Origin of the sequence: Cellulomonas sp. B6 (assembly GCF_001462455.1) — a bacterium.
In the GTDB taxonomy this organism is placed as follows: Bacteria; Actinomycetota; Actinomycetes; order Actinomycetales; family Cellulomonadaceae; genus Cellulomonas.
Map to the genome: position 1 here is coordinate 1 of NZ_LNTD01000117.1, position 18,571 is coordinate 18,571.

General features: G+C 76.0%; 16 protein-coding genes and 1 riboswitch. Of the genes, 15 read left to right on the forward strand and 1 reads right to left on the reverse strand.

The features are described from left to right. The first annotated feature begins 381 nt into the window (after positions 1–381). From ATM99_RS11120 to ATM99_RS11150, 7 genes are all read left to right on the forward strand, one after another. A complete protein-coding gene (locus tag ATM99_RS11120) occupies positions 382–1,095 on the forward strand; it encodes a DUF1361 domain-containing protein (protein WP_062102986.1) in 714 nt (237 codons plus the stop codon). Between the two features lie 86 nt (positions 1,096–1,181). Next, complete coding sequence (locus tag ATM99_RS11125; protein WP_082659630.1) at positions 1,182–1,730, forward strand: transporter substrate-binding domain-containing protein; 549 nt, start codon at positions 1,182–1,184, stop codon at positions 1,728–1,730. Beyond that, positions 1,727–2,743, forward strand: a complete 1,017-nt coding sequence (locus ATM99_RS11130) for a cation transporter (RefSeq protein ID WP_062102987.1) — start codon at positions 1,727–1,729, stop codon at positions 2,741–2,743. The genes ATM99_RS11125 and ATM99_RS11130 overlap by 4 nt, the downstream gene beginning before the upstream one ends. 104 nt (positions 2,744–2,847) lie before the next feature. Next, positions 2,848–7,398, forward strand: a complete 4,551-nt coding sequence (gene hrpA, locus ATM99_RS11135) for an ATP-dependent RNA helicase HrpA (protein WP_062102988.1) — start codon at positions 2,848–2,850, stop codon at positions 7,396–7,398. An 87-nt stretch (positions 7,399–7,485) separates the two neighbouring features. Continuing rightward, positions 7,486–8,190: an MSMEG_4193 family putative phosphomutase gene (locus ATM99_RS11140; RefSeq protein ID WP_062102989.1), complete on the forward strand. Its 705-nt coding sequence runs from the start codon at positions 7,486–7,488 to the stop codon at positions 8,188–8,190. 19 nt (positions 8,191–8,209) lie between these two features. Beyond that, positions 8,210–8,773: a DUF3090 domain-containing protein gene (locus tag ATM99_RS11145; protein ID WP_062102990.1), complete on the forward strand. Its 564-nt coding sequence runs from the start codon at positions 8,210–8,212 to the stop codon at positions 8,771–8,773. Continuing rightward, on the forward strand, positions 8,770–9,552 hold the full coding sequence (locus tag ATM99_RS11150; protein ID WP_062102991.1) for an SCO1664 family protein: 783 nt from the start codon (positions 8,770–8,772) through the stop codon (positions 9,550–9,552). Before ATM99_RS11145 ends, ATM99_RS11150 begins: the two co-directional genes overlap by 4 nt. Positions 9,553–9,717: 165 nt before the next feature. On the opposite strand, the gene ATM99_RS19335 is transcribed toward ATM99_RS11150, so the two are convergent. Then, positions 9,718–10,569 (reverse strand): hypothetical protein, encoded by an 852-nt coding sequence (locus tag ATM99_RS19335; protein ID WP_062102992.1) that lies wholly within the window; start codon positions 10,567–10,569, stop codon positions 9,718–9,720. A gap of 150 nt (positions 10,570–10,719) precedes the next feature. Here ATM99_RS19335 and ATM99_RS11160 point away from each other — a divergent pair, with 150 nt between their 5' ends. The 8 genes from ATM99_RS11160 to metE all read left to right on the forward strand — a co-directional run bounded on the left by ATM99_RS11160 (position 10,720) and on the right by metE (position 18,529). Further along, complete coding sequence (locus ATM99_RS11160) at positions 10,720–11,328, forward strand: DNA-3-methyladenine glycosylase I (protein ID WP_062102993.1); 609 nt, start codon at positions 10,720–10,722, stop codon at positions 11,326–11,328. Positions 11,329–11,437: 109 nt separating this feature from the next. After that, positions 11,438–11,656: a hypothetical protein gene (locus tag ATM99_RS11165; protein ID WP_062102994.1), complete on the forward strand. Its 219-nt coding sequence runs from the start codon at positions 11,438–11,440 to the stop codon at positions 11,654–11,656. Between the two features lie 120 nt (positions 11,657–11,776). Next, entirely contained in the window at positions 11,777–12,343 is a 567-nt protein-coding gene (locus tag ATM99_RS11170) for a hypothetical protein (protein WP_062102995.1), read from the forward strand. A gap of 37 nt (positions 12,344–12,380) precedes the next feature. Further along, positions 12,381–13,520: an amidoligase family protein gene (locus tag ATM99_RS11175; protein ID WP_062102996.1), complete on the forward strand. Its 1,140-nt coding sequence runs from the start codon at positions 12,381–12,383 to the stop codon at positions 13,518–13,520. Continuing rightward, positions 13,517–14,122, forward strand: a complete 606-nt coding sequence (locus ATM99_RS11180) for an RNA polymerase sigma factor (RefSeq protein ID WP_082659621.1) — start codon at positions 13,517–13,519, stop codon at positions 14,120–14,122. Before ATM99_RS11175 ends, ATM99_RS11180 begins: the two co-directional genes overlap by 4 nt. Continuing rightward, positions 14,119–14,865 carry a hypothetical protein gene (locus tag ATM99_RS11185; protein WP_062102997.1) on the forward strand — a complete coding sequence of 249 codons (747 nt, stop codon included), beginning with the start codon at positions 14,119–14,121 and terminating at the stop codon, positions 14,863–14,865. Before ATM99_RS11180 ends, ATM99_RS11185 begins: the two co-directional genes overlap by 4 nt. 47 nt (positions 14,866–14,912) lie before the next feature. Continuing rightward, a riboswitch (SAM riboswitch) is annotated at positions 14,913–15,019 on the forward strand. An 82-nt stretch (positions 15,020–15,101) separates the two neighbouring features. Beyond that, positions 15,102–16,181: a methylenetetrahydrofolate reductase gene (locus ATM99_RS11190; protein ID WP_062103016.1), complete on the forward strand. Its 1,080-nt coding sequence runs from the start codon at positions 15,102–15,104 to the stop codon at positions 16,179–16,181. Then, positions 16,178–18,529 carry a 5-methyltetrahydropteroyltriglutamate--homocysteine S-methyltransferase gene (metE, locus tag ATM99_RS11195; RefSeq protein ID WP_062102998.1) on the forward strand — a complete coding sequence of 784 codons (2,352 nt, stop codon included), beginning with the start codon at positions 16,178–16,180 and terminating at the stop codon, positions 18,527–18,529. The genes ATM99_RS11190 and metE overlap by 4 nt, the downstream gene beginning before the upstream one ends. The last annotated feature ends 42 nt before the right edge of the window (positions 18,530–18,571 follow it).

Genomic DNA, 18,571 nt, shown 5'->3' on the forward strand with positions numbered 1-18,571 from the left:
CACGGCGGGCGTCGGCGTCGCGGGGGAGGCCGGTCCAGCCGTCGCACCGCCGCCCGTGCACGCGGCGAGCACCGCGACCAACCCGACCGGCCCGACCATCCCGGCGATCCCCGTACGGCGGCGCTCGGCAGCCCCCAGTCGTCCACGCATGGCGCCGAACCTACCGATTCCGGACACCTCGCGGGGTCGCCCTGTGGACGGAGCTCGACGGACACGTCGACGGCTCGACGGACACGCGCGTGGCCGAGTCCGTCGCGCCGTCAGGGTGTCCGTCGCGCGCGGGCTGCGCGGGTGCCGCACGCACACGGACGAGCGCGCCCGTCCTGCGACTGGTTGCATGGGCGCACGCGTGCGCGGGCACGCCGTGCGGAGGGAGAGCGGGTGCTGACCAGCCTGGTCGTCGGGGTGCTGCTGATGAACGTGTTCGCGGCGGGCCTCGTGATCGCCCGGGCCCCGGTCTACCGGACGCGGCTGTACCGACCCATGCTGCTCAACCTCGCGCTGTCGGTCGCGCCGCTCGTGGTGCTGGCGGTCGCCGTCGTCGTGCTGCTGCCGCTGGCCGCCCGGGGCGCACCGTCCGCGGTCGTGTGGGGCGTGGCCGTCGTGCTCGGCGTCGTGTGGCTCCTGCTGCTGCCCAACGCCGGGTACCTCATCACCGAGCTCAACCTCAACCACCGGCGCGAGGGCGAGCGCGTGCCCGAGTGGTACGACGTGCTGCTCGTGCTGGTGCTCGCGATGTCGGGCGTGCTGACGACCGTGCTCAACGTCTTCCTCGTGATCCTGGGGTGGGTGATCCTGCGGTTCGGTGACGAGGCCGCGCCGTTGGCGGGCGCGGAGGCGCGCGCGGTCGAGACGGTCGTGCTGCTGCTCGTCGCGTTCGGCATCTACCTGGGGCGCCACGTGCGTCTGAACTCGTGGGACGTGAAGCACCCGACGCACCTGGTCCGCAAGGTCGCGCGGCACCTGCGCACCCCCGGTCGGCTGGGCGACGCGATCGGGTTCACGCTGCTGGGGGCGCTGTTCTTCGGGCTCATGTACCTCGTGATCACGGGGCCGGTGGTGCAGGCGCTCGTCGAGCTCGACCGCGTGCGCTGACCGCCCGGGGGTCACGTCGTCGCCGGTCAGGGACAATTCCGCGTCCCGGACGTGCGGCGATGCACGACCCGGCGTTCCATGACGGCATGACGTCCGCCCGTCGTCGTCGCACCGTCCGACGCACCCCCCGACGCACCGCCCGCGCCGCGGGCGCCCCGGCCGGCCTCGTGCTCGCCGCCGCGCTGGTCGCCCTCACCGGCTGCGGCGACGGCACCCCCACGTTCCCGACCGACCCCGACGGCACGCTCGAGCGCGTGCGCGGCGGCGAGCTGCGCGCCGGGCTCTCGCCGCACGAGCCGTGGACGGCGCTCGGCCCGGACGGCACCCTGGGCGGTGTCGAGGTCGCGCTCGTCGAGGACTTCGCGGACGCGCTCGGCGCGGACGTCACGTGGACCACGGGCGGTGAGGAGGCGCTCGTCGCCGACCTCGAGGAGGGCCGGCTCGACGTGGTCGTCGGCGGGTTCACGGCGTCCACGCCGTGGACGTCGAAGGCCGCCGTGACGGTGGCCTACACGACCGTCACGGACGAGCACGGCAAGCCCGAGGGGCACGTCGTGCTCGCGCCGATGGGCGAGAACGCGTTCCTCGTCGCGCTCGAGCGGCACCTGCTCGACCAGGAGGTGACGGCGCCGTGACGCAGGGAGCCGTGCAGCAGTCGTTCCGGTTCGGCAACACCGAGCTGCCGCCCGACGCGCAGCGCGCACGCCGCCGCGCGGTGCGGCTCGCGTGGCTGACCATCGGGTTCCTCGTCACCGCCGTGACGCTCGTCTACCTGGTGATGGGCAGCTCGCAGGCCATGAAGGCCGCGTGGGCCGAGGACCTGCTGTCGTTCATCCCGCCCGTCGCGTTCCTCGTCGCGCTGCACGTCACCGGCAAGGTGCCCAGCGAGCGGCACCCCTACGGCTACCACCGGTCCGTCGGCATCGGGCACCTGGTGGCCGCGACCGCGCTGCTGACGATGGGCGCGTTCCTGGTGTTCGACTCGCTGTCCGGGCTGCTGGCCGGCGAGCACCCGCCCGTCGGGCTGATCGTCGTGCTGGGGCACGAGGTGTGGGCGGGCTGGCTCATGGTCGCGGTCCTCGCGTACACGATCGTGCCGCCCGTGCTGCTGGGGCGCGCCAAGATGCCGCTCGCCGAGCAGCTGCACGACCGCGTGCTCTACGCCGACGCCGACATGAACAAGGCCGACTGGATGACCGCCGTCGGCGGGATCGTCGGCGTGCTCGGCATCGGTGCGGGCCTGTGGTGGGCCGACGCGGTCGCCGCACTGTTCATCTCCGGCAGCATCCTGCACGACGGCGTCCGCAACCTGCGCTCGGCCGTCGCGGCGCTCATGGACGCACGCGCCACGACGGTCGACGGCACGCAGCCGCACCCGCTGCACGACCGCATCGACGCGACCCTGCGGGCGCTGCCGTGGGTCGCGCAGGCGCAGTCCCGCGTGCGCGACGAGGGGCACGTGTTCCACGTCGAGGCGTTCGTCGTGCCGCACGACGGCATGCCCACGCAGGCGCAGCTGCAGCACGCGTGGCACGCCGTCGCCGGGCTCGACTGGAAGGTGCAGGACCTCGTCGTCGTGCCGGTCGACGAGCTGCCGGAGGAGCTGCTGCCCGGACTGCGGGACGCCACCGGGACGAGACCGGGCTGAGGAACGTTCTGCGGCCGCTCGGATGCCGTGAGCCCGGTCTCGCCGAGCCCGCGTCCCGGTATTCGGCGTGAGCCCCGCCGGGACGCCTGGGAGGATGGTGGGTCGTGAGCACGTCCGACCCCACCCCCGCCGACGTCCCCGCCGACGCCGACGCCGGCAGCCCGGCGGCCGACGGTGCGGAGACGCGGCGTCGTGCGCCGCGGCGGCGCGGGGGTCGCGGACGGCGGGGCGAGGGTTCCGCGCGCGAGAGCACGGACGGCGTGGCCACGGCCGGTGAGGGCACGGCCGGCGGCGGCGCTCCGCGTCGCGCACGCGACGGGGCACGACGCAATGAGGTACGACGCAATGAGGCACGACGCGACGGAGCACGCGGCGACGACTCCGCCCGCGCCGCGGCCCGCGACGCGCACCTGGCCCGCACGGCGCAGGCCCGCGCGGACGTCGCGCTCCCCGCGATCGTCTACCCCGAGCAGCTGCCGGTCTCGGCGCGGCGCGACGAGATCGCCGCGGCCCTGCGCGACCACCAGGTCGTGGTCGTCGCGGGCGAGACCGGGTCGGGCAAGACGACGCAGATCCCGAAGATCGCGCTCGAGCTGGGCCGGGGCCGCGCGGGGCAGATCGGCCACACGCAGCCGCGGCGGATCGCGGCGCGCACGGTCGCCGAGCGCATCGCCGACGAGCTCGGGGTCCCGCTGGGCGGCGTCGTGGGCTACCAGGTGCGGTTCACGGACGAGTCGAGCGACTCGACGCTCGTCAAGGTGATGACCGACGGCATCCTGCTCGCGCAGATCCAGCGCGACCCGATGCTGCGGATGTACGACACGCTGATCATCGACGAGGCGCACGAGCGCAGCCTCAACATCGACTTCATCCTCGGGTACCTCACGCGTCTGCTGCCGCAGCGGCCCGACCTCAAGCTCGTCATCACGTCGGCGACGATCGACTCCGACCGGTTCGCGCGGCACTTCGGCGCCCCGCCGAGCGACGAGCACCCCGACGGCGTGCCCGCGCCGGTCGTCGAGGTCAGCGGCCGCACCTACCCGGTCGAGATCCGGTACCAGCCGCTGTCCCCCGACGACGGCCCGGACCGGGACGTGGTCACGGGCATCACCGAGGCGGTCGACGAGCTCATGGCCGAGGGCCCGGGCGACGTCCTGGTGTTCCTGTCGGGCGAGCGTGAGATCCGCGACGCCGAGGACGCGCTGCGCGGGTCGCTCGGGCCGCGGGTCAGCGACCCGCGGCACGCGCTGGGCGTGGACGTCGTACCGCTGTACGCGCGGCTGTCCGCCGCCGAGCAGCGGCGCGTCTTCGAGCCGCACACGCGCCGCCGCGTGATCCTCGCGACCAACGTCGCCGAGACGTCGCTGACGGTGCCGGGCGTGCGGTACGTCGTCGACCCCGGCACGGCGCGCATCTCGCGGTTCTCCAAGGCGACGAAGGTGCAGCGGCTGCCGATCGAGCCGGTGTCGCAGGCGTCCGCCAACCAGCGGTCCGGGCGCTCGGGCCGTGTCGCGCCGGGCGTCGCGATCCGGCTGTACTCGCAGGAGGACTTCGAGTCCCGCCCCGAGTACACCGAGCCGGAGATCCTGCGCACGTCGCTCGCGTCGGTGATCCTGCAGATGATCGCGGTGGGCGTCGTGACGTCACCCGACGAGGTCGTCGACTTCCCGTTCGTCGACCCGCCCGACGTGCGCTCGGTGCGTGACGGCGTCGTGCTGCTCACCGAGCTCGGTGCGCTCGAGGAACGCCGGGGCCGCACGCAGCTCACCGAGACGGGGCGCGCGCTGGCGCGCCTGCCGATCGACCCGCGCCTCGCGCGCATGGTCGTCGAGGCCGGGCGCCGCGGCGTCGCGCGCGAGGTGCTCGTGGTGACGGCCGCGCTGTCGATCCAGGACCCGCGCGAGCGGCCCGCCGAGCAGCGCGAGACCGCCGACGCGATGCACCGCCGGTTCGCCGACCCGACGTCGGACCTGCTGACCTACCTCAACCTGTGGACGTACCTGCGCGACCGGCAGCGCGAGCTGTCGGGGTCCGCGTTCCGGCGGCTGTGCAAGGCCGAGCACCTGCACTACCTGCGCGTGCGCGAGTGGCAGGACGTCGTCGCGCAGCTGCGGCAGATGGCCAAGGACCTGGGCTTCGACGCCAAGGGCGCGCCGGTGCCCGCGTCGTCCGACGTGCCCGCCGCCGCGGGCCACGGCCGCGACGGGCGTCGCGACGGCGGCCGGCACACCCCGACCGGTGCACCCACGCAGGAGTCCTCCGCCGAGCACACCGGCCCCGACGGCGTGCAGACCCGCTGGTCGTGGGACGGCGACGCGATCCACCGCGCGATGCTGCCGGGCCTGCTGTCGCAGGTCGGCATGCAGCTCGTCACCGACGTCGCCGCCGGCGCACCCGCCAAGGGCCGCGACGGCAAGCCCCGCCGCCCCGACGCGCGCGCCCGCAACGAGTACCTCGGCGCGCGCGGCGCACGGTTCGCGATCTTCCCCGGCTCGGGGCTGGCGCGCCGCCCCCCGTCGTGGGTCATGGCGGCCGAGCTCGTCGAGACGTCGCGCCTGTGGGCGCGGGACGCCGCGCGCGTCGACCCCGCGTGGGTCGAGGAGGCCGCCGCGCACCTCGTGAAGCGCACCTACTCCGAGCCCGCGTGGTCGACGCGCCAGGGTGCGGCGATGGTCGACGAGAAGGTGCTGCTGTACGGCGTGCCCGTGGTCGCGCAGCGGCGCGTGCTGCTCGCGAGGATCGACCCCGAGCACGCGCGCGAGCTGTTCCTGCGGCACGCGCTCGTGCAGGGCGAGTGGACGACGCACCACCGGTTCTTCCACGAGAACCGGCGGCTGCTCGCCGAGGCCGAGGCGCTCGAGGCGCGCGCCCGCCGCCGCGACCTCGTGGTCGACGACGACGCGCTGTTCGACTTCTACGACGCGCGCGTCCCGGCCGACGTGGTCTCGGCGCGGCACTTCGACCGGTGGTGGAAGGACGCACGCCGCGACGACCCCGACCTGCTGACGTACACGCGTGACCTGCTGGTCGGCGAGGACGCCGCCGACATCGACGAGCAGGCGTTCCCGTCGCGCTGGCCGCAGGGCGACCTGTCGTTCCCGCTGACGTACCAGTTCGAGCCCGGCACCGAGGCCGACGGCGTCACCGTGCACGTCCCGTTGTCGCAGCTGCCGCGCGTGCGGCCCGAGGGCTTCGACTGGATGGTGCCCGGCATGCGCGCGGAGCTGCTCACCGCGACGATCCGTGCGCTGCCCAAGCCCGTGCGCGTGCAGCTCGTGCCCGCGCCGGACGTCGCGCGCACGGTCGACGCGTGGCTCGACGAGAACGCCGCGACCTGGGAGGACACGGTGCGCGGGGCCGACGCGGCGCCGTCGTTCCGGGAGATGTTCGCGCGCGCCGTGCGGGCGCTGCGCGACGTCGAGGTGCCGCCCGACGCGGTCGACGAGGACCGGCTGCCCGCGCACCTGCGCATGACGTTCCGCGTGGTCGGCGACCGTGGCGGCGTGATCGACGAGGGCACGGACCTGCTCGCGCTGCAGCGCCGCAACGCCGCCCGCGCGCAGGACGCCGTCGCGTCGGCCGTGCGCACGGCCGTGCGCGCCGCGATGGAGGAGGCGGCCGCGCAGGCCGGCGCGCCGGTTCCCGCGTCCGACGCGACCCCCGCACCGGCCACCCCTGGACGGTCCGGCCCGTCGCCCGCCGCGGTCGCGCGAGGGAAGCACGGCCCCGGTCCGACGCTCGAGCGCACCGGACTGACGACGTGGCCGGCCGACCTGCCGGGCACCCTGCCCGACGTCGTCGAGGCGCCGTCCGCCGCGGGCGGCGTGGTGCGCGCGTACCCGACGCTCGTCGAGGAGGGCACGGGTCCGCGCGCGGGCGTCGCGCTGCGCGTGCTCGCCGACGCCGCCGCGGCCGAGTCCGCCGCGCGCCGCGGCCTGCGCCGCCTGCTGCTGCTCGACGTGGGCCTCGCGACGCCCCGCGTGACGTCGCGCTGGTCGGGCACGCAGGCCCTCGCGCTCGCGGCGTCCCCGTACGCGTCGACCGACGCGCTGGTCACCGACGTGCAGCTCGCGGCCGTCGACCGGATCGTGGCCCGCCACCTGGGCGGCCGGCCCGTGCGCGAGGTCCGCGACGCCGACGCGTACGCGGCGCTGCGCCAGGCCGTGCGCGACACGCTGGAGGACGACGTGCACCGCGTGGTCGCCGACCTCGTCGCCGTGCTCACGGCGTGGCGCGAGCTCGACGCCGACGTGCGCGGCTCGGCGAGCCTCGCGCTGCTCGCGACCACGCAGGACCTGCGCGCGCAGTCCGCGGCGCTCGTGCACGACGGGTTCGTGTCCGAGGTCGGCGCCGACCGGCTGCCCCAGCTGGTCCGGTACCTGCGCGCGGCGCGGCACCGCCTGGCCAAGGCCGCGGAGAACCCGCAGCGCGACGCGGACCTCGCCTGGCAGGTGCAGGACGTCGAGGACCTGTACGTCGCCGCGCGCGAGCGCGCGCGCACCGCGTCCCCCGACCCGGCGCGCGACGCCGCGCTCGACGACGTGCGGTGGCTGGTCGAGGAGCTGCGCGTGAGCCTGTTCGCGCAGCAGCTCGGCACGCCCGTGCCCGTGTCGCCGACGCGCATCAGGAAGGCCCTGGCGGCGCTCGGCGCGTGACGCGGTGACGTCGCGATGGCGTCGTGGCGCCGTCGGTCGCGCGAGCGGTGCGGGCGCGCGGACGGCCTCGCTGCCTAGGCTGACCGGATGGCCACCGTCCTGCTCGTCCGCCACGGCCGCACCGACGCCAACGTCCGGGGGGTCCTCGCCGGCCGGACCCCGGGCGTGCTGCTCGACGACGTCGGGCACGGCCAGGCCGGGCGCACCGCCGAGCGGCTCGCCGTCGTGCCGCTCGCCGCGGTCGTGACGAGCCCGCTCGAGCGGTGCCGGCAGACGGCGGACGCGCTGCTCGCCCGGCAGGCGGGCACGCCGACGCTCACGGTCGACGACGCGCTCACCGAGTGCGGGTACGGCGACTGGCAGGGCCGGTCGCTCGCGGACCTGGCGCGCGAGCCGCTGTGGGCGACGGTGCAGTCGTACCCGTCGGCGGTGACGTTCCCCGGCGGCGAGTCGCTGGCCGGCATGCAGGCGCGCGCGGTCACGGCGGTGCGCGCGCACGACGCCGCGGTCGAGCGCGAGCACGGCGCCGGCGCGGTGTGGGCGGCCGTCAGCCACGGCGACGTCGTCAAGGCCGTCCTGGCCGACGCGCTCGGCATGCACCTCGACCTGTTCCAGCGCCTCGACGTCGGCCCCGCGTCGGTGTCGATCGTCCAGTACGGGCCCGGGCGCCCCCGCGTCGTCACGACGAACAGCTCGTCCGACGACCTCGGCTGGCTCGCGGCCGCGCGCCCCGTCGACGACGCACCGGTCGGCGGCGGCGCGGGTCACGTCCCGACCGACGCGACGCGCTGACCGTTCGTACACTCGAAAGATGACCACCCGCGTCCACGAGTTCGACTGGCCGGACCGCGTCGTCGTCGGCACCGTGGGCCGCCCCGGCGAGCGCACGTTCTACCTGCAGGCACGCATGGGCTCCCGGTCGTCGAGCGTCGTGCTGGAGAAGCAGCAGTCCGCCGCGCTCGCCGACCTCATCGAGGAGCTGCTCGACGACCTCGCGAACGACGCGGACAACCCCGTCTCCGTCCCGCGCGAGACCCCGCCCGAGCTCGTCGACGACGACCCGCTGGACCCGCCCGACGACGCGCTGTTCCGCACCGGGACGATGCGCCTGGGCTGGGACCCGCGGACGATGCAGGTGGTCGTCGAGGCGTTCCCGCTGCAGGAGGCGCCGGACGACGACGACCCGCTCGCCCTCGCGGACGACGACGAGGACGAGCCCGACGAGGCGCTGCTGGTGCGCATGCCCGTCGGCACGGCGCGCGCGTTCGTGCAGCGCACGCGACGGATCGTCGAGGCGGGCAGGCCCACGTGCGCGCGCTGCGGTGAGCCGATCGACCCCGACGGGCACGTCTGCGGCTCGCCCGACGGCGCGTGACCGACCCGGACGACGCGCGCGACGTCGACGCCCTCGACGGCGAGCTGGTGGTCGTCGGCCGTGTGACCACGGCGTCGAACGCGACGTTCGTCGGCACGGTCGGCGACGTGCAGGTCGTCTACAAGCCCGTCGCGGGCGAGCAGCCGCTGTGGGACTTCCCCGACGGCACGCTGGCCCGGCGCGAGGTCGCGACGTACCGCGTGTCGCAGACGCTGGGCTGGGGCGTCGTGCCGCGCACGTGGCTGCGCGACGGGCCGCTGGGCCCCGGCATGGTGCAGCTCTGGCAGGACGCCGACCCGGAGCAGGACCCCGTCGACGTCGTCCCGACGACGGCCGTGCCGCCCGGGTGGCGCACGGTCCTGGAGGGCGCCGACGAGCGCGGCCGCCCCGTGGCCGTCGTCCACGAGGACTCCCCCGCGCTGCGCCGCATGGCCGTGCTCGACGTGCTCGTCAACAACGCCGACCGCAAGGGCGGGCACGTGCTGCCCGTCGCGGGCGGCCACCGGTACGGCGTCGACCACGGCGTCACGTTCCACACCGAGCCCAAGCTGCGGACCGTGCTGTGGGGCTGGGTGGGCGAGGACCTCGACGCGCAGGAGCGCGCGGGCGTCGAGCGTGTGCTCGACGGGGTGAGGGGCGCGCTCGGTGAGGAGCTGGCCGCGCTGCTGGACGGGGCCGAGGTCGACGCGCTGGTCGCGCGCTGCGAGCGGCTGCTCGCGAGCGGGCGCTTCCCCGGGCCGGAGGCGGCGTCGTCGCCGGTGCCGTGGCCGCTGTTCTGAGCCGGCCCGCCGCGCACGCGCGGTCCCGCGTCGCCGCCCGGCGGTCACACCCGGCGGTCACACCGACGGACACTCCCCGGGTCGACGGACACCTGCGCCCACGTGTCCGTCGACCCGTACCGCTGTCCGTCGACGCGTGGGGGTCCGTGGACGGGCGACCGTGCGTCAGGAGGCTGGTTCGACCGGGCCGTCGCGGCCGGCGAGCAGGTCGCCGCACGAGACCTCCTGAGCGGTCGTGACCACCGGATCGTCCGCGGCGGCGCCCGTCGCGACCTGCTCCGACGCGCCGTTGCGCGCGGTGCGCCCGCCGTCGCCGAGGTCGACCCACGTGCGCGTGACCGTGAACTCGCCGCCGTCGGCGCTCACCGCGTCGAGGCCCGCGAGGCGCAGCGCGCCGCCGTCCTGCGTGCACCCGACGCCCGTGCCCTGCCCCGCGAACCCGCGGTCGAACGTGTAGGCCTGGCCCTGCGCGTTGGTGAGCGCCACGAGCCCGCAGTCGGCGACCGACCACAGCCGGGCCTCGCGCCCGAGGTCGACGAGAACGACCGGGATCCCGTCGGCCTGGACGCGCTGCACGACGGCCGACGCGGGCACCGGGCTCGCGGAGTCGATCGCGGCGGAGAACGTGGCGCCCGACGCGGTGGTCACGCCGATGCGGCGGTCGGCGCCGCCCGTGAGCCACGCCTGGTCGGGGCGGCCGTCGCCGTCGACGTCGACGACCTCGCGGACGTCCGCGCCGGCGGGCGGGCCGTCACCCGTCGGTGCGCAGCCGGCGGTCGCGGTCGGTGACGTGGGCGGTGCCGTGCTCGGGCTCGTCGTGGGGCTCGCCGTCGCGGTGGGCGTCGCGGGCGGCGTCGCCGACGGGGACGGGGCCGCCGTGCCGTCGTCACCGCCGCGCGTCAGCAGCAGCGCGACGACGACGCCGACGAGCACGACGACCGCGACGGCCCACGGCCACCACGGCGCACGCCGCGCGGGACCGGGACCGGGTGCGGCGGGGGCTGCGGGGCTGCTCATGCACCCCTGCCTACTCCGGTTGCCCGGGGCACGCACCTCGGACGAGCCCCGCGCGGCGCCCGGCCGACCCCGGTCCCGCGCGGCCTCGCGCTCTCCCCAGCCCGAGCGACGATCCACCCGGGTGTGGGCGGGACGGGCCAGACTCGGGCCATGACGACGACCGCGCCCTCCCCCGACGCGACACCCGCACCACCACCGGCCCCGGACGAGCCGTTCCGGTGCTTCGGCGGCGGCGACGCGCTGTACTCCGCGTACCACGACGACGAGTGGGGCGTCCCGGTCCACGACGAGCACGCGCTGTACGAGCGGATCTCGCTCGAGGCGTTCCAGTCGGGGCTGTCGTGGCTGACGATCCTGCGCAAGCGCCCCGGGTTCCGGGCGGCGTTCGCGGGCTTCGACCCCGAGGTCGTCGCGGCCTTCGGCGAGGACGACGTCGCACGCCTGATGGCGGACGCGGGGATCGTGCGCAACCGCGCCAAGGTCGACGCGACGATCGCGAACGCCCGCGCGCTGCTCGCGCTGCACGAGGCGGGCCGCACGCTCGACGAGGTGCTGTGGTCGCACGCCCCCACGGCGCCCCGCGAGCGCCCGCGCACCTACGCCGACGTGCCCGCACGGACGCCCGAGTCGGCCGCGCTGGCCAAGGAGCTCAAGTCGCTCGGCTTCCGGTTCGTCGGTCCGACCACGGCCTACGCGGCGATGCAGGCGTGCGGCGTGGTCGACGACCACCTCGCCGGGTGCGTCGTCGTGACCGGGTGACGGTGCGTCCCCCGGGCGGCGCGCCCACTGCTCCTGTGGAGTGACGCGCGGGGTGAACAAGCGTCCGGCGAGGGGTGGGACCCTTCCCACCGCCGCTAGGGTCGCCCCCATGACCCACCACGCGCACCCGGACGGGCAGCACGACCCCGTGCAGGCCGCGCACGAGGCGTGGTGGACGGCGGGCGAGGCCGACCCGCAGGTGCTCGCGGCCGTGCACGAGGGCCTGCACGACGTCCCGGTGATGACCCCGGCGTCGTCGTGGTTCGGCCTGCCGCACCAGCGCACGGCACGCGAGGCGCTGCCCTCGCTCCACCGCCGGCGCCGCTGACGCACCCCCGGGGCGTCCCGGGACCTCGGCGCGCGACGAGTTTCTCCGACCGGCTCCACACATCGGGCGTGGGCCGCGTCTTGAGAGGGCACGCATCCGCACCCCCTCCCGGAGGACCCGATGAGCCCGAGCACCCGCACCACCCGTCGCACCCGTGGTCGTCGCACCGCCGCCGTCGCCGTGATCGCCGCGACGCTCACGGTCGGCGGCGCCGGCGCCGCCCTCGCCGCGAACCCGTACTCCTCGGCCACGCGGGCCGTCGAGGACGCGCTCGGCGCGGTCGGCCTGGAGTGGTCGGCCATGCCCGAGGGCTACACCCGCGAGCAGTACGAGGCGTTCTGGGGCGCGGGCTACACCTCCGCCGACGCCGAGGCCCTCGCCGTGCTGTGGGGCTCCGACGTCACAACGGCGAAGGCCCGCGCGGGCCAGGCCCTGATCGACGGTGAGGAGGTTCCCGTGCCGCCCAGCACGGCGCCCGGCTCCGAGGACCCGGCCGCGGGCGACGCGGCCGCCGTCGAGGCCCGGCTCGACGCGTTCTGGGACGCGGGCTACACCTACGGTGACGCCGAGGCCCTCGCGGCGCTGTGGGGCACGGACCTCTCGCAGACCAAGGCGCGCGCCGGCCAGGCCCTGATCGACGGGCAGACCCTCCCCGTCGCGCCCGGCACGACGACCTCCGCCTCCTGACCCGCCCGCCCGGCACCACCGACGAGACGAGGACCGTGTGGACGAGCTGACGCTGCGGACCGGGTTCGAGATCGAGCTGCTCGCACCCGTGGGGTCCGACCGGCGCACGCTGGCGGACGTCCTGGCCGCGCGCCGCGGCGGGTCCGTGCACCGCACGTTCCACACGGACAGCGAGCCGTCGGCGGTGCCGGGCGTCGGGGTGTTCCGGCACCTGTCGCCCGCGTTCGACGTGGTCGGTCCGGCGGGCGAGCCCGTCGCCCGGCTGGTCGACGACATCACGATCGTCGCCGACCTGCCCCGGCCGGGAGCAGGCACGACGACCGGCGCTCCGATCGACCTTGCGACCGGCACGACGGCCGGCACGACGGTCGGCACGCCCAGCGGCTGGTACCGCCTGCTGTCGGACGACGCGCGCCTGCTGCGGCTCGTCGAGCGGCTGGCCGACCCGCACGCGCCGATGGCGACGGTGCTCGACCCGGTCGCCGACCTGTTCGGCGTCCGGGCCGACGTGCTGCCCGCGGCGACGCGGGTCAACGACCCGACGGGGGCGACCGTGGCGGTCGCGATGCCGCTGCCCGTCGGTCGCGAGCGCCCGTGCGAGATCGTCACCCCGCCGCTCGTGCAGGGCCACCTGCGTGCGCTCGAGGCGCTGCTGGGGCCCGCGCGGGAGCTCGGGTTCACGGTGCCGCAGGAGGCGGCCGTGCACGTGCACGTCGACGGGGCACCGTTCCGCGACCCGGCCGCGTTCGCCAACCTCGTGCGGCTGTTCGCGCACTGGCGCGAGCCGTTGTGGGCGGCGCTCGGCACCAACCCCGCGTGCCGGCGGCTCGCCCCGCTGCCGGACGCGCTCGTCGAGCTCGTCGAGCAGCCGTGGGAGGACGCCGACGGACGGACGGGGTGGCAGCGGCTCCAGGAGGCGGCGCGCGCCGCGGGCGTCACCAAGTACGCCGACGTCAACCTCGCGCAGCTCGTCGCGGCGCGGCCGCTGCGGGACACGGTCGAGGTGCGGATCCTGCCCGGCGACGCCGACGCGCACGCGATCGTGCGCCGCGCCGCGATCGTCGAGCAGCTGCTGCTGCGCTGCCTCGACCCCGCGCCGGTGCCACGTCCCGGCTCCGACGCCGTGCACGACCCTGCCGCGGCCCTCGCCGACCTGGCGGCGGTGGTCGCCCGATGAGCACCTGGACCGGCACGGTCGGGCCCGACACCGCGTCCGTCCCGCACGTGGGCTCGCCGACCGAAGGGCCGACCGGCGGCCCGGCCGCGACCGCCGACGGCCGGGCGCTCGACGACGTCGTCCGCACGCACCTGCCGGGCCTGCTGCGGTACGCGACCGTGCTCACGGGTGACGGGCACACCGCGGCCGACCTCGTGCAGGAGGTGCTGCTGCGGGCGCACGTGCGCTGGAAGCGGATCGCGCTGCTCGACCGGCCGGACCTCTACCTGCGACGCATGGTGACCAACGAGCACCTGTCGTGGCGGCGGCGATGGCACGTGCGCACGGTGCACCCCGCCGACGACGACGTCCTCGCCCACCACGCCGCGCCGCAGCCCGACCACGCCGACACGGTCGTGCAGGACGACGCGATGTGGCGGCACCTCGCGGCGCTGCCGCCCCGCCAGCGCACGGTCCTCGTGCTGCGGTACTACGAGGGCCTGTCCGACGCCGAGATCGCGACGGTCCTCGACACCTCGGGCGCGACCGTGCGCTCGCACGCCTCCCGTGCGCTGCAGGCGCTGCGCCGGACCGACCTGACGACCCCTCCGGAGACCCGATGAACGCGCACCGTGCCGCGGGAGACCCCCGGCCGCACCCGACCCCCACCGACGACGAGCTCGCGGAGCGCATCACGCGTGCGCTGCACGCCCGTGCCGCGGCGCAGGCCACCGACGTGGACGCGCTGACCGCGCGTCTGCACGCCGAGGCCGCCCGACGCGCCGGGCAGCCGGCGCCCGTCGTCGCGCTGCGCCGCGGCGGGCGCGTCGTCGCCGCGGGGCTGGTGACCGGCACGCTGGCGGTGGCCGGCGCGGGAGCGGCTGCCGCCGCCGACCCGTACTCGCCGGTCGCGCGCGCGGTCGAGACGGCGGCGCAGGCGGTCGGGATCCAGTGGTCGGCGATGCCCGAGGGGTACACACGCGAGCAGCACGACGCGGTGTGGGCCGCCTACGAGGTCGAGGACGTCGAGCGGCTGAGCGCGCTGTGGCAGACGGACCCGATCGAGACCAAGGCGCGCGCGGGTCAGATGCTGCTCGACGGCGAGGTGCCGCCGGTGGCGCCGCGGACGGGCGCCACGGCGCCGACGCCGGACCCGTCCGCCGAGGAGGCGGCGCTCGAGGCGTACTGGGCGTCGGGCTACACGACGCAGGACGCCGAGGCGCTGAGCGACCTGTGGCACGTCGAGCTGACCGAGGCGAAGGCCCGCGCGGGGCAGCTGCTGGTGGAGGGTCAGCCGGTGCCGGTGGCGCCGAGCGGCGCGTCGGAGGGCGCCGGCGCCACGGACCGGGCGACACCGTCTCACTGAACGAGAAGCGCTGTCCGCCATCCGGGCATGGCCGCTAGCATCGTCGGCGACCATCCAGAGCGGCTGAGAGACCTGGCTCCGCGACGCCGCAGCAACCCCCCTCCACGCGAGGGTGTGGGTGCTTCCGCCAGGAACGATGGAGTGACGATGACCGTCTGCGCCCTGGCGACCGACCCCACGTGCAGCCCGTGCTGCCCCGCGAGCGCACGCACCGCGTGCCTCCCGGGCCGCACCCGATGACCCTCGTGGCCGAGGTCGACGCCCCGCCGCCCGTGCGCGCCGCGACCCGCCGCGCCGAGCAGGCGGGCGCCCTCGACCGGCCCACCGTCTCCTTCGAGCTGTTCCCGCCCCGCAACCCCGACGCCGCACCGCGGCTCTGGCGCACGGTGCGCGAGCTCGAGTCCGTCGAGCCCGACTTCGTGTCGGTCACGTACGGCGCGTCCGGCCGCACGCGCGAGACAACGCGGGCGCTCGTGCGGCGGCTGCTGCGCGAGACGTCGCTGACCCCCATCGCGCACCTGACCTGCGTCGGGACCTCCCGCGAGGAGGTCACGACGATCGTCGAGGAGTTCCTCGACGAGGGCGTGCGCTCGTTCCTCGCGCTGCGTGGCGACCCGCCCGCGGGCGAGCCCGACTGGCGTCCGCACCCCGACGGCGTGGACACGGCCGCCGAGCTGGTCGAGCTGCTGCGCGAGATCGAGGGCCGCCGGTGCGGCCGCAGCGCGTCGCAGGCCGTGCGCGCCCGCGTCCGTCCGCTGTCGGTCGCGGTCGCGGCGTTCCCGCGCGGCAACCACGCGACGGGCGGCACGCGCGCGCAGGACGTGCAGGCCCTGCTCGCCAAGCAGGAGGCCGGCGCGGACTTCGCGATCTCGCAGGTGTTCTTCGACGCCGAGGCGTACCTGGGCCTCGTCGACGAGGCGCGCGCGGCGGGCGTGACCATCCCGATCGTGCCCGGGATCATCCCCACCACCGACCCGGCCCGCCTGCTGCGCGTGCAGGAGCTCACGGGCGTGCCCGTGCCGCAGCACCTGCTGGACCTGCTGGGCGGCACCGACGACCCGGCCGAGCGCCACCGCCGCGGCACGCGCGCCGGCGTCGACCTGGTCAACGGTGTGCTCGACGGCGGCGCACCGGGCGTCCACGTCTACACGTTCAACACGCACGAGGCCGCGCTCGACCTGCTCGACGGCGCCGACCTCGTCGGCGGTCGGCGCACGACCGTCACCGACCCGGCCGCACCCCCGACCACCGCACCCACGACCACGGCCGCGCCCACCGGCGCCGCCACGACGACACCGCGAGGGAACCTGTCATGACCAGCACCACGCCCGCCGCGCCGGCGACCCCGGCCTTCCCCGCCGGCTCCGTCCTCGGCTACCCCCGCATCGGCCCGCGCCGCGAGCTCAAGAAGGCCCTCGAGGCGTTCTGGGCCGGTCGCACGACGGCCGACGAGGTCGAGGCCGTGGCCGCCGACCTGCGCCGCTCGACCCGCACGCGCCTGGCCGGGCTCGGCCTGGCGACCGACGTGCCCGCGATCCCGAGCGCGTTCTCGTTCTACGACCACGTGCTCGACGCCGCCGCGCTGGTCGGCGCCGTCCCCGAGCGGTTCGCGGACCTGCAGGACGCCGACGGCCGCCTCGACCTGGCCGGCTACTCGACGGTCGCGCGCGGCCGCGGCGACGACCTGCCGCTCGAGATGACCAAGTGGTTCGACACCAACTACCACTACCTGGTCCCCGAGATCGGCCCGGGCACGACGTTCCGCTACGCGTCGGACCGCCCGGTCGCCGAGTTCACCGAGGCCCTCGCCGACGGCGTCCTGACGCGGCCCGTCGTCGTCGGGCCCGTGACGTTCCTCGCGCTGGCCAAGCCCACCGAGGACGCGCCCGCGGGCTTCCACCCGCTCGACCGCCTCGACGACCTGCTGCCGGTCTACGCGCGCCTGCTCACCGAGCTCGCGGCGGCGGGCGCGACGTGGGTGCAGCTCGACGAGCCCGCGCTGGTGTCCGACTCGATCGGCGTGGACGCGGCGGCGCTGGCCGAGGCCACGACCCGCGCGTACCGTGCGCTCGCGACCGAGCTCGCACGTCCCGAGCGGCCGGCGGTCCTCGTCGCGGCGCCCTACGGCGACCTCGGCGCGGCGCTGCCGGTGCTCGCGGCCACCGACGTCGAGGGTCTCGCGATCGACCTCGTGCGCGGCGACGCGCCCACGGTCGCGGTCCCCGGCCTGGCCGGCAAGACGCTGGTCGGCGGCGTGGTCGACGGCCACAACATCTGGCGCGCGGACCTCGACGCCAAGCTCACGGTGCTCGAGCGGCTCGCGGACCTCGGCGCGGCCGCCGTCGCGGTCGGCACGTCGACGTCCCTGTTCCACGTCCCGCACACGCTCGACGACGAGCCCGCGCTCGACCGCACGCTCGTGCAGTGGCTCGCGTTCGCCGACGAGAAGGTCCGCGAGGTCGCGACGCTCGCGACGGGCCTGACCGAGGGCCGCGCGGCTGTCGCCGAGCAGCTGCGCGCGGCGTCGGACGCGGTGCGCAGCCGGGCGGAGGCACCCGGTGTGGTCCGTCCCGAGGTGCGCGATCGTGCCGCCGCCCTCACCGACGACCAGTTCCGCCGCGGCCCGTTCGCGGCGCGCAAGGCCGCGCAGGCCGAGCGCCTGCGGCTGCCGGCGCTGCCGACCACGACGATCGGCTCGTTCCCGCAGACGCCCGAGATCCGCAAGGCCCGCGCGGCGTTCGGCAAGGGCGAGCTCACGGCCGCGGCGTACGAGGACGAGATGAAGGCGGAGATCCGCCGCGTCGTCGAGCTGCAGGAGCGCATCGGCCTGGACGTGCTGGTGCACGGCGAGCCCGAGCGCAACGACATGGTGCAGTACTTCGCCGAGAACCTCGACGGGTTCGCGGTCACGCAGAACGGCTGGGTGCAGTCGTACGGCTCGCGCTGCACGCGGCCGTCGATCCTGTGGGGCGACGTGTCGCGGCCCGCACCCATCACGGTCGCGTGGACCACGTACACGCAGTCGCTCACCGACAAGCCCGTCAAGGGCATGCTCACGGGCCCGGTGACGATCCTCGCGTGGTCGTTCGTGCGCGACGACCAGCCGCTCGGCGACACCGCGAACCAGGTGGCGCTCGCGCTGCGCGACGAGATCGCGGACCTCGAGGCCGCGGGCATCGGCATCGTGCAGGTCGACGAGCCGGCGCTGCGCGAGCTGCTGCCGCTGCGCGAGAAGGACCACGCCGCGTACCTCGACTGGTCGGTGCGCTCGTTCCGTCTCTCGACGGCCGGCGTGCGCCCGGACACGCAGATCCACACGCACCTGTGCTACTCGGAGTTCGGCGAGATCATGGACGCCATCGACGGCCTCGACGCGGACGTGACGAGCATCGAGGCGGCCCGTTCGAAGATGGAGATCCTCGGCGACATCGCGGCGGCGGGCTACCCGCGCGCGGTCGGCCCGGGCGTCTACGACATCCACTCGCCGCGCGTGCCGTCGCAGGCCGAGGTGACCGAGCTGCTCACCGAGGCAGTGCGGACCATCGACGTCGACCAGCTCTGGGTCAACCCGGACTGCGGCCTCAAGACCCGCCGCTACGAGGAGGTCACGCCCTCGCTCGAGCACCTCGTCGAGGCGACCCGCACGGTCCGCGCGACGCTCTGACGCAGGCGCCGCGCCGCACGATCCGGGGCCCCGGCCCGCCGC

Coding starts and splice junctions, on each gene's coding strand:
- ATM99_RS11125 (WP_082659630.1), top strand. CDS start 1,182: ATGACGTCCGCCCGTCGTCGTCGCACCGTCCGACGCACCCCCCGACGC.
- ATM99_RS11140 (WP_062102989.1), top strand. CDS start 7,486: ATGGCCACCGTCCTGCTCGTCCGCCACGGCCGCACCGACGCCAACGTC.
- ATM99_RS11145 (WP_062102990.1), top strand. CDS start 8,210: ATGACCACCCGCGTCCACGAGTTCGACTGGCCGGACCGCGTCGTCGTC.
- ATM99_RS19335 (WP_062102992.1), bottom strand. CDS start 10,569: ATGAGCAGCCCCGCAGCCCCCGCCGCACCCGGTCCCGGTCCCGCGCGG.
- ATM99_RS11160 (WP_062102993.1), top strand. CDS start 10,720: ATGACGACGACCGCGCCCTCCCCCGACGCGACACCCGCACCACCACCG.
- ATM99_RS11165 (WP_062102994.1), top strand. CDS start 11,438: ATGACCCACCACGCGCACCCGGACGGGCAGCACGACCCCGTGCAGGCC.
- ATM99_RS11170 (WP_062102995.1), top strand. CDS start 11,777: ATGAGCCCGAGCACCCGCACCACCCGTCGCACCCGTGGTCGTCGCACC.
- ATM99_RS11180 (WP_082659621.1), top strand. CDS start 13,517: ATGAGCACCTGGACCGGCACGGTCGGGCCCGACACCGCGTCCGTCCCG.
- ATM99_RS11185 (WP_062102997.1), top strand. CDS start 14,119: ATGAACGCGCACCGTGCCGCGGGAGACCCCCGGCCGCACCCGACCCCC.
- ATM99_RS11190 (WP_062103016.1), top strand. CDS start 15,102: ATGACCCTCGTGGCCGAGGTCGACGCCCCGCCGCCCGTGCGCGCCGCG.
- metE (WP_062102998.1), top strand. CDS start 16,178: ATGACCAGCACCACGCCCGCCGCGCCGGCGACCCCGGCCTTCCCCGCC.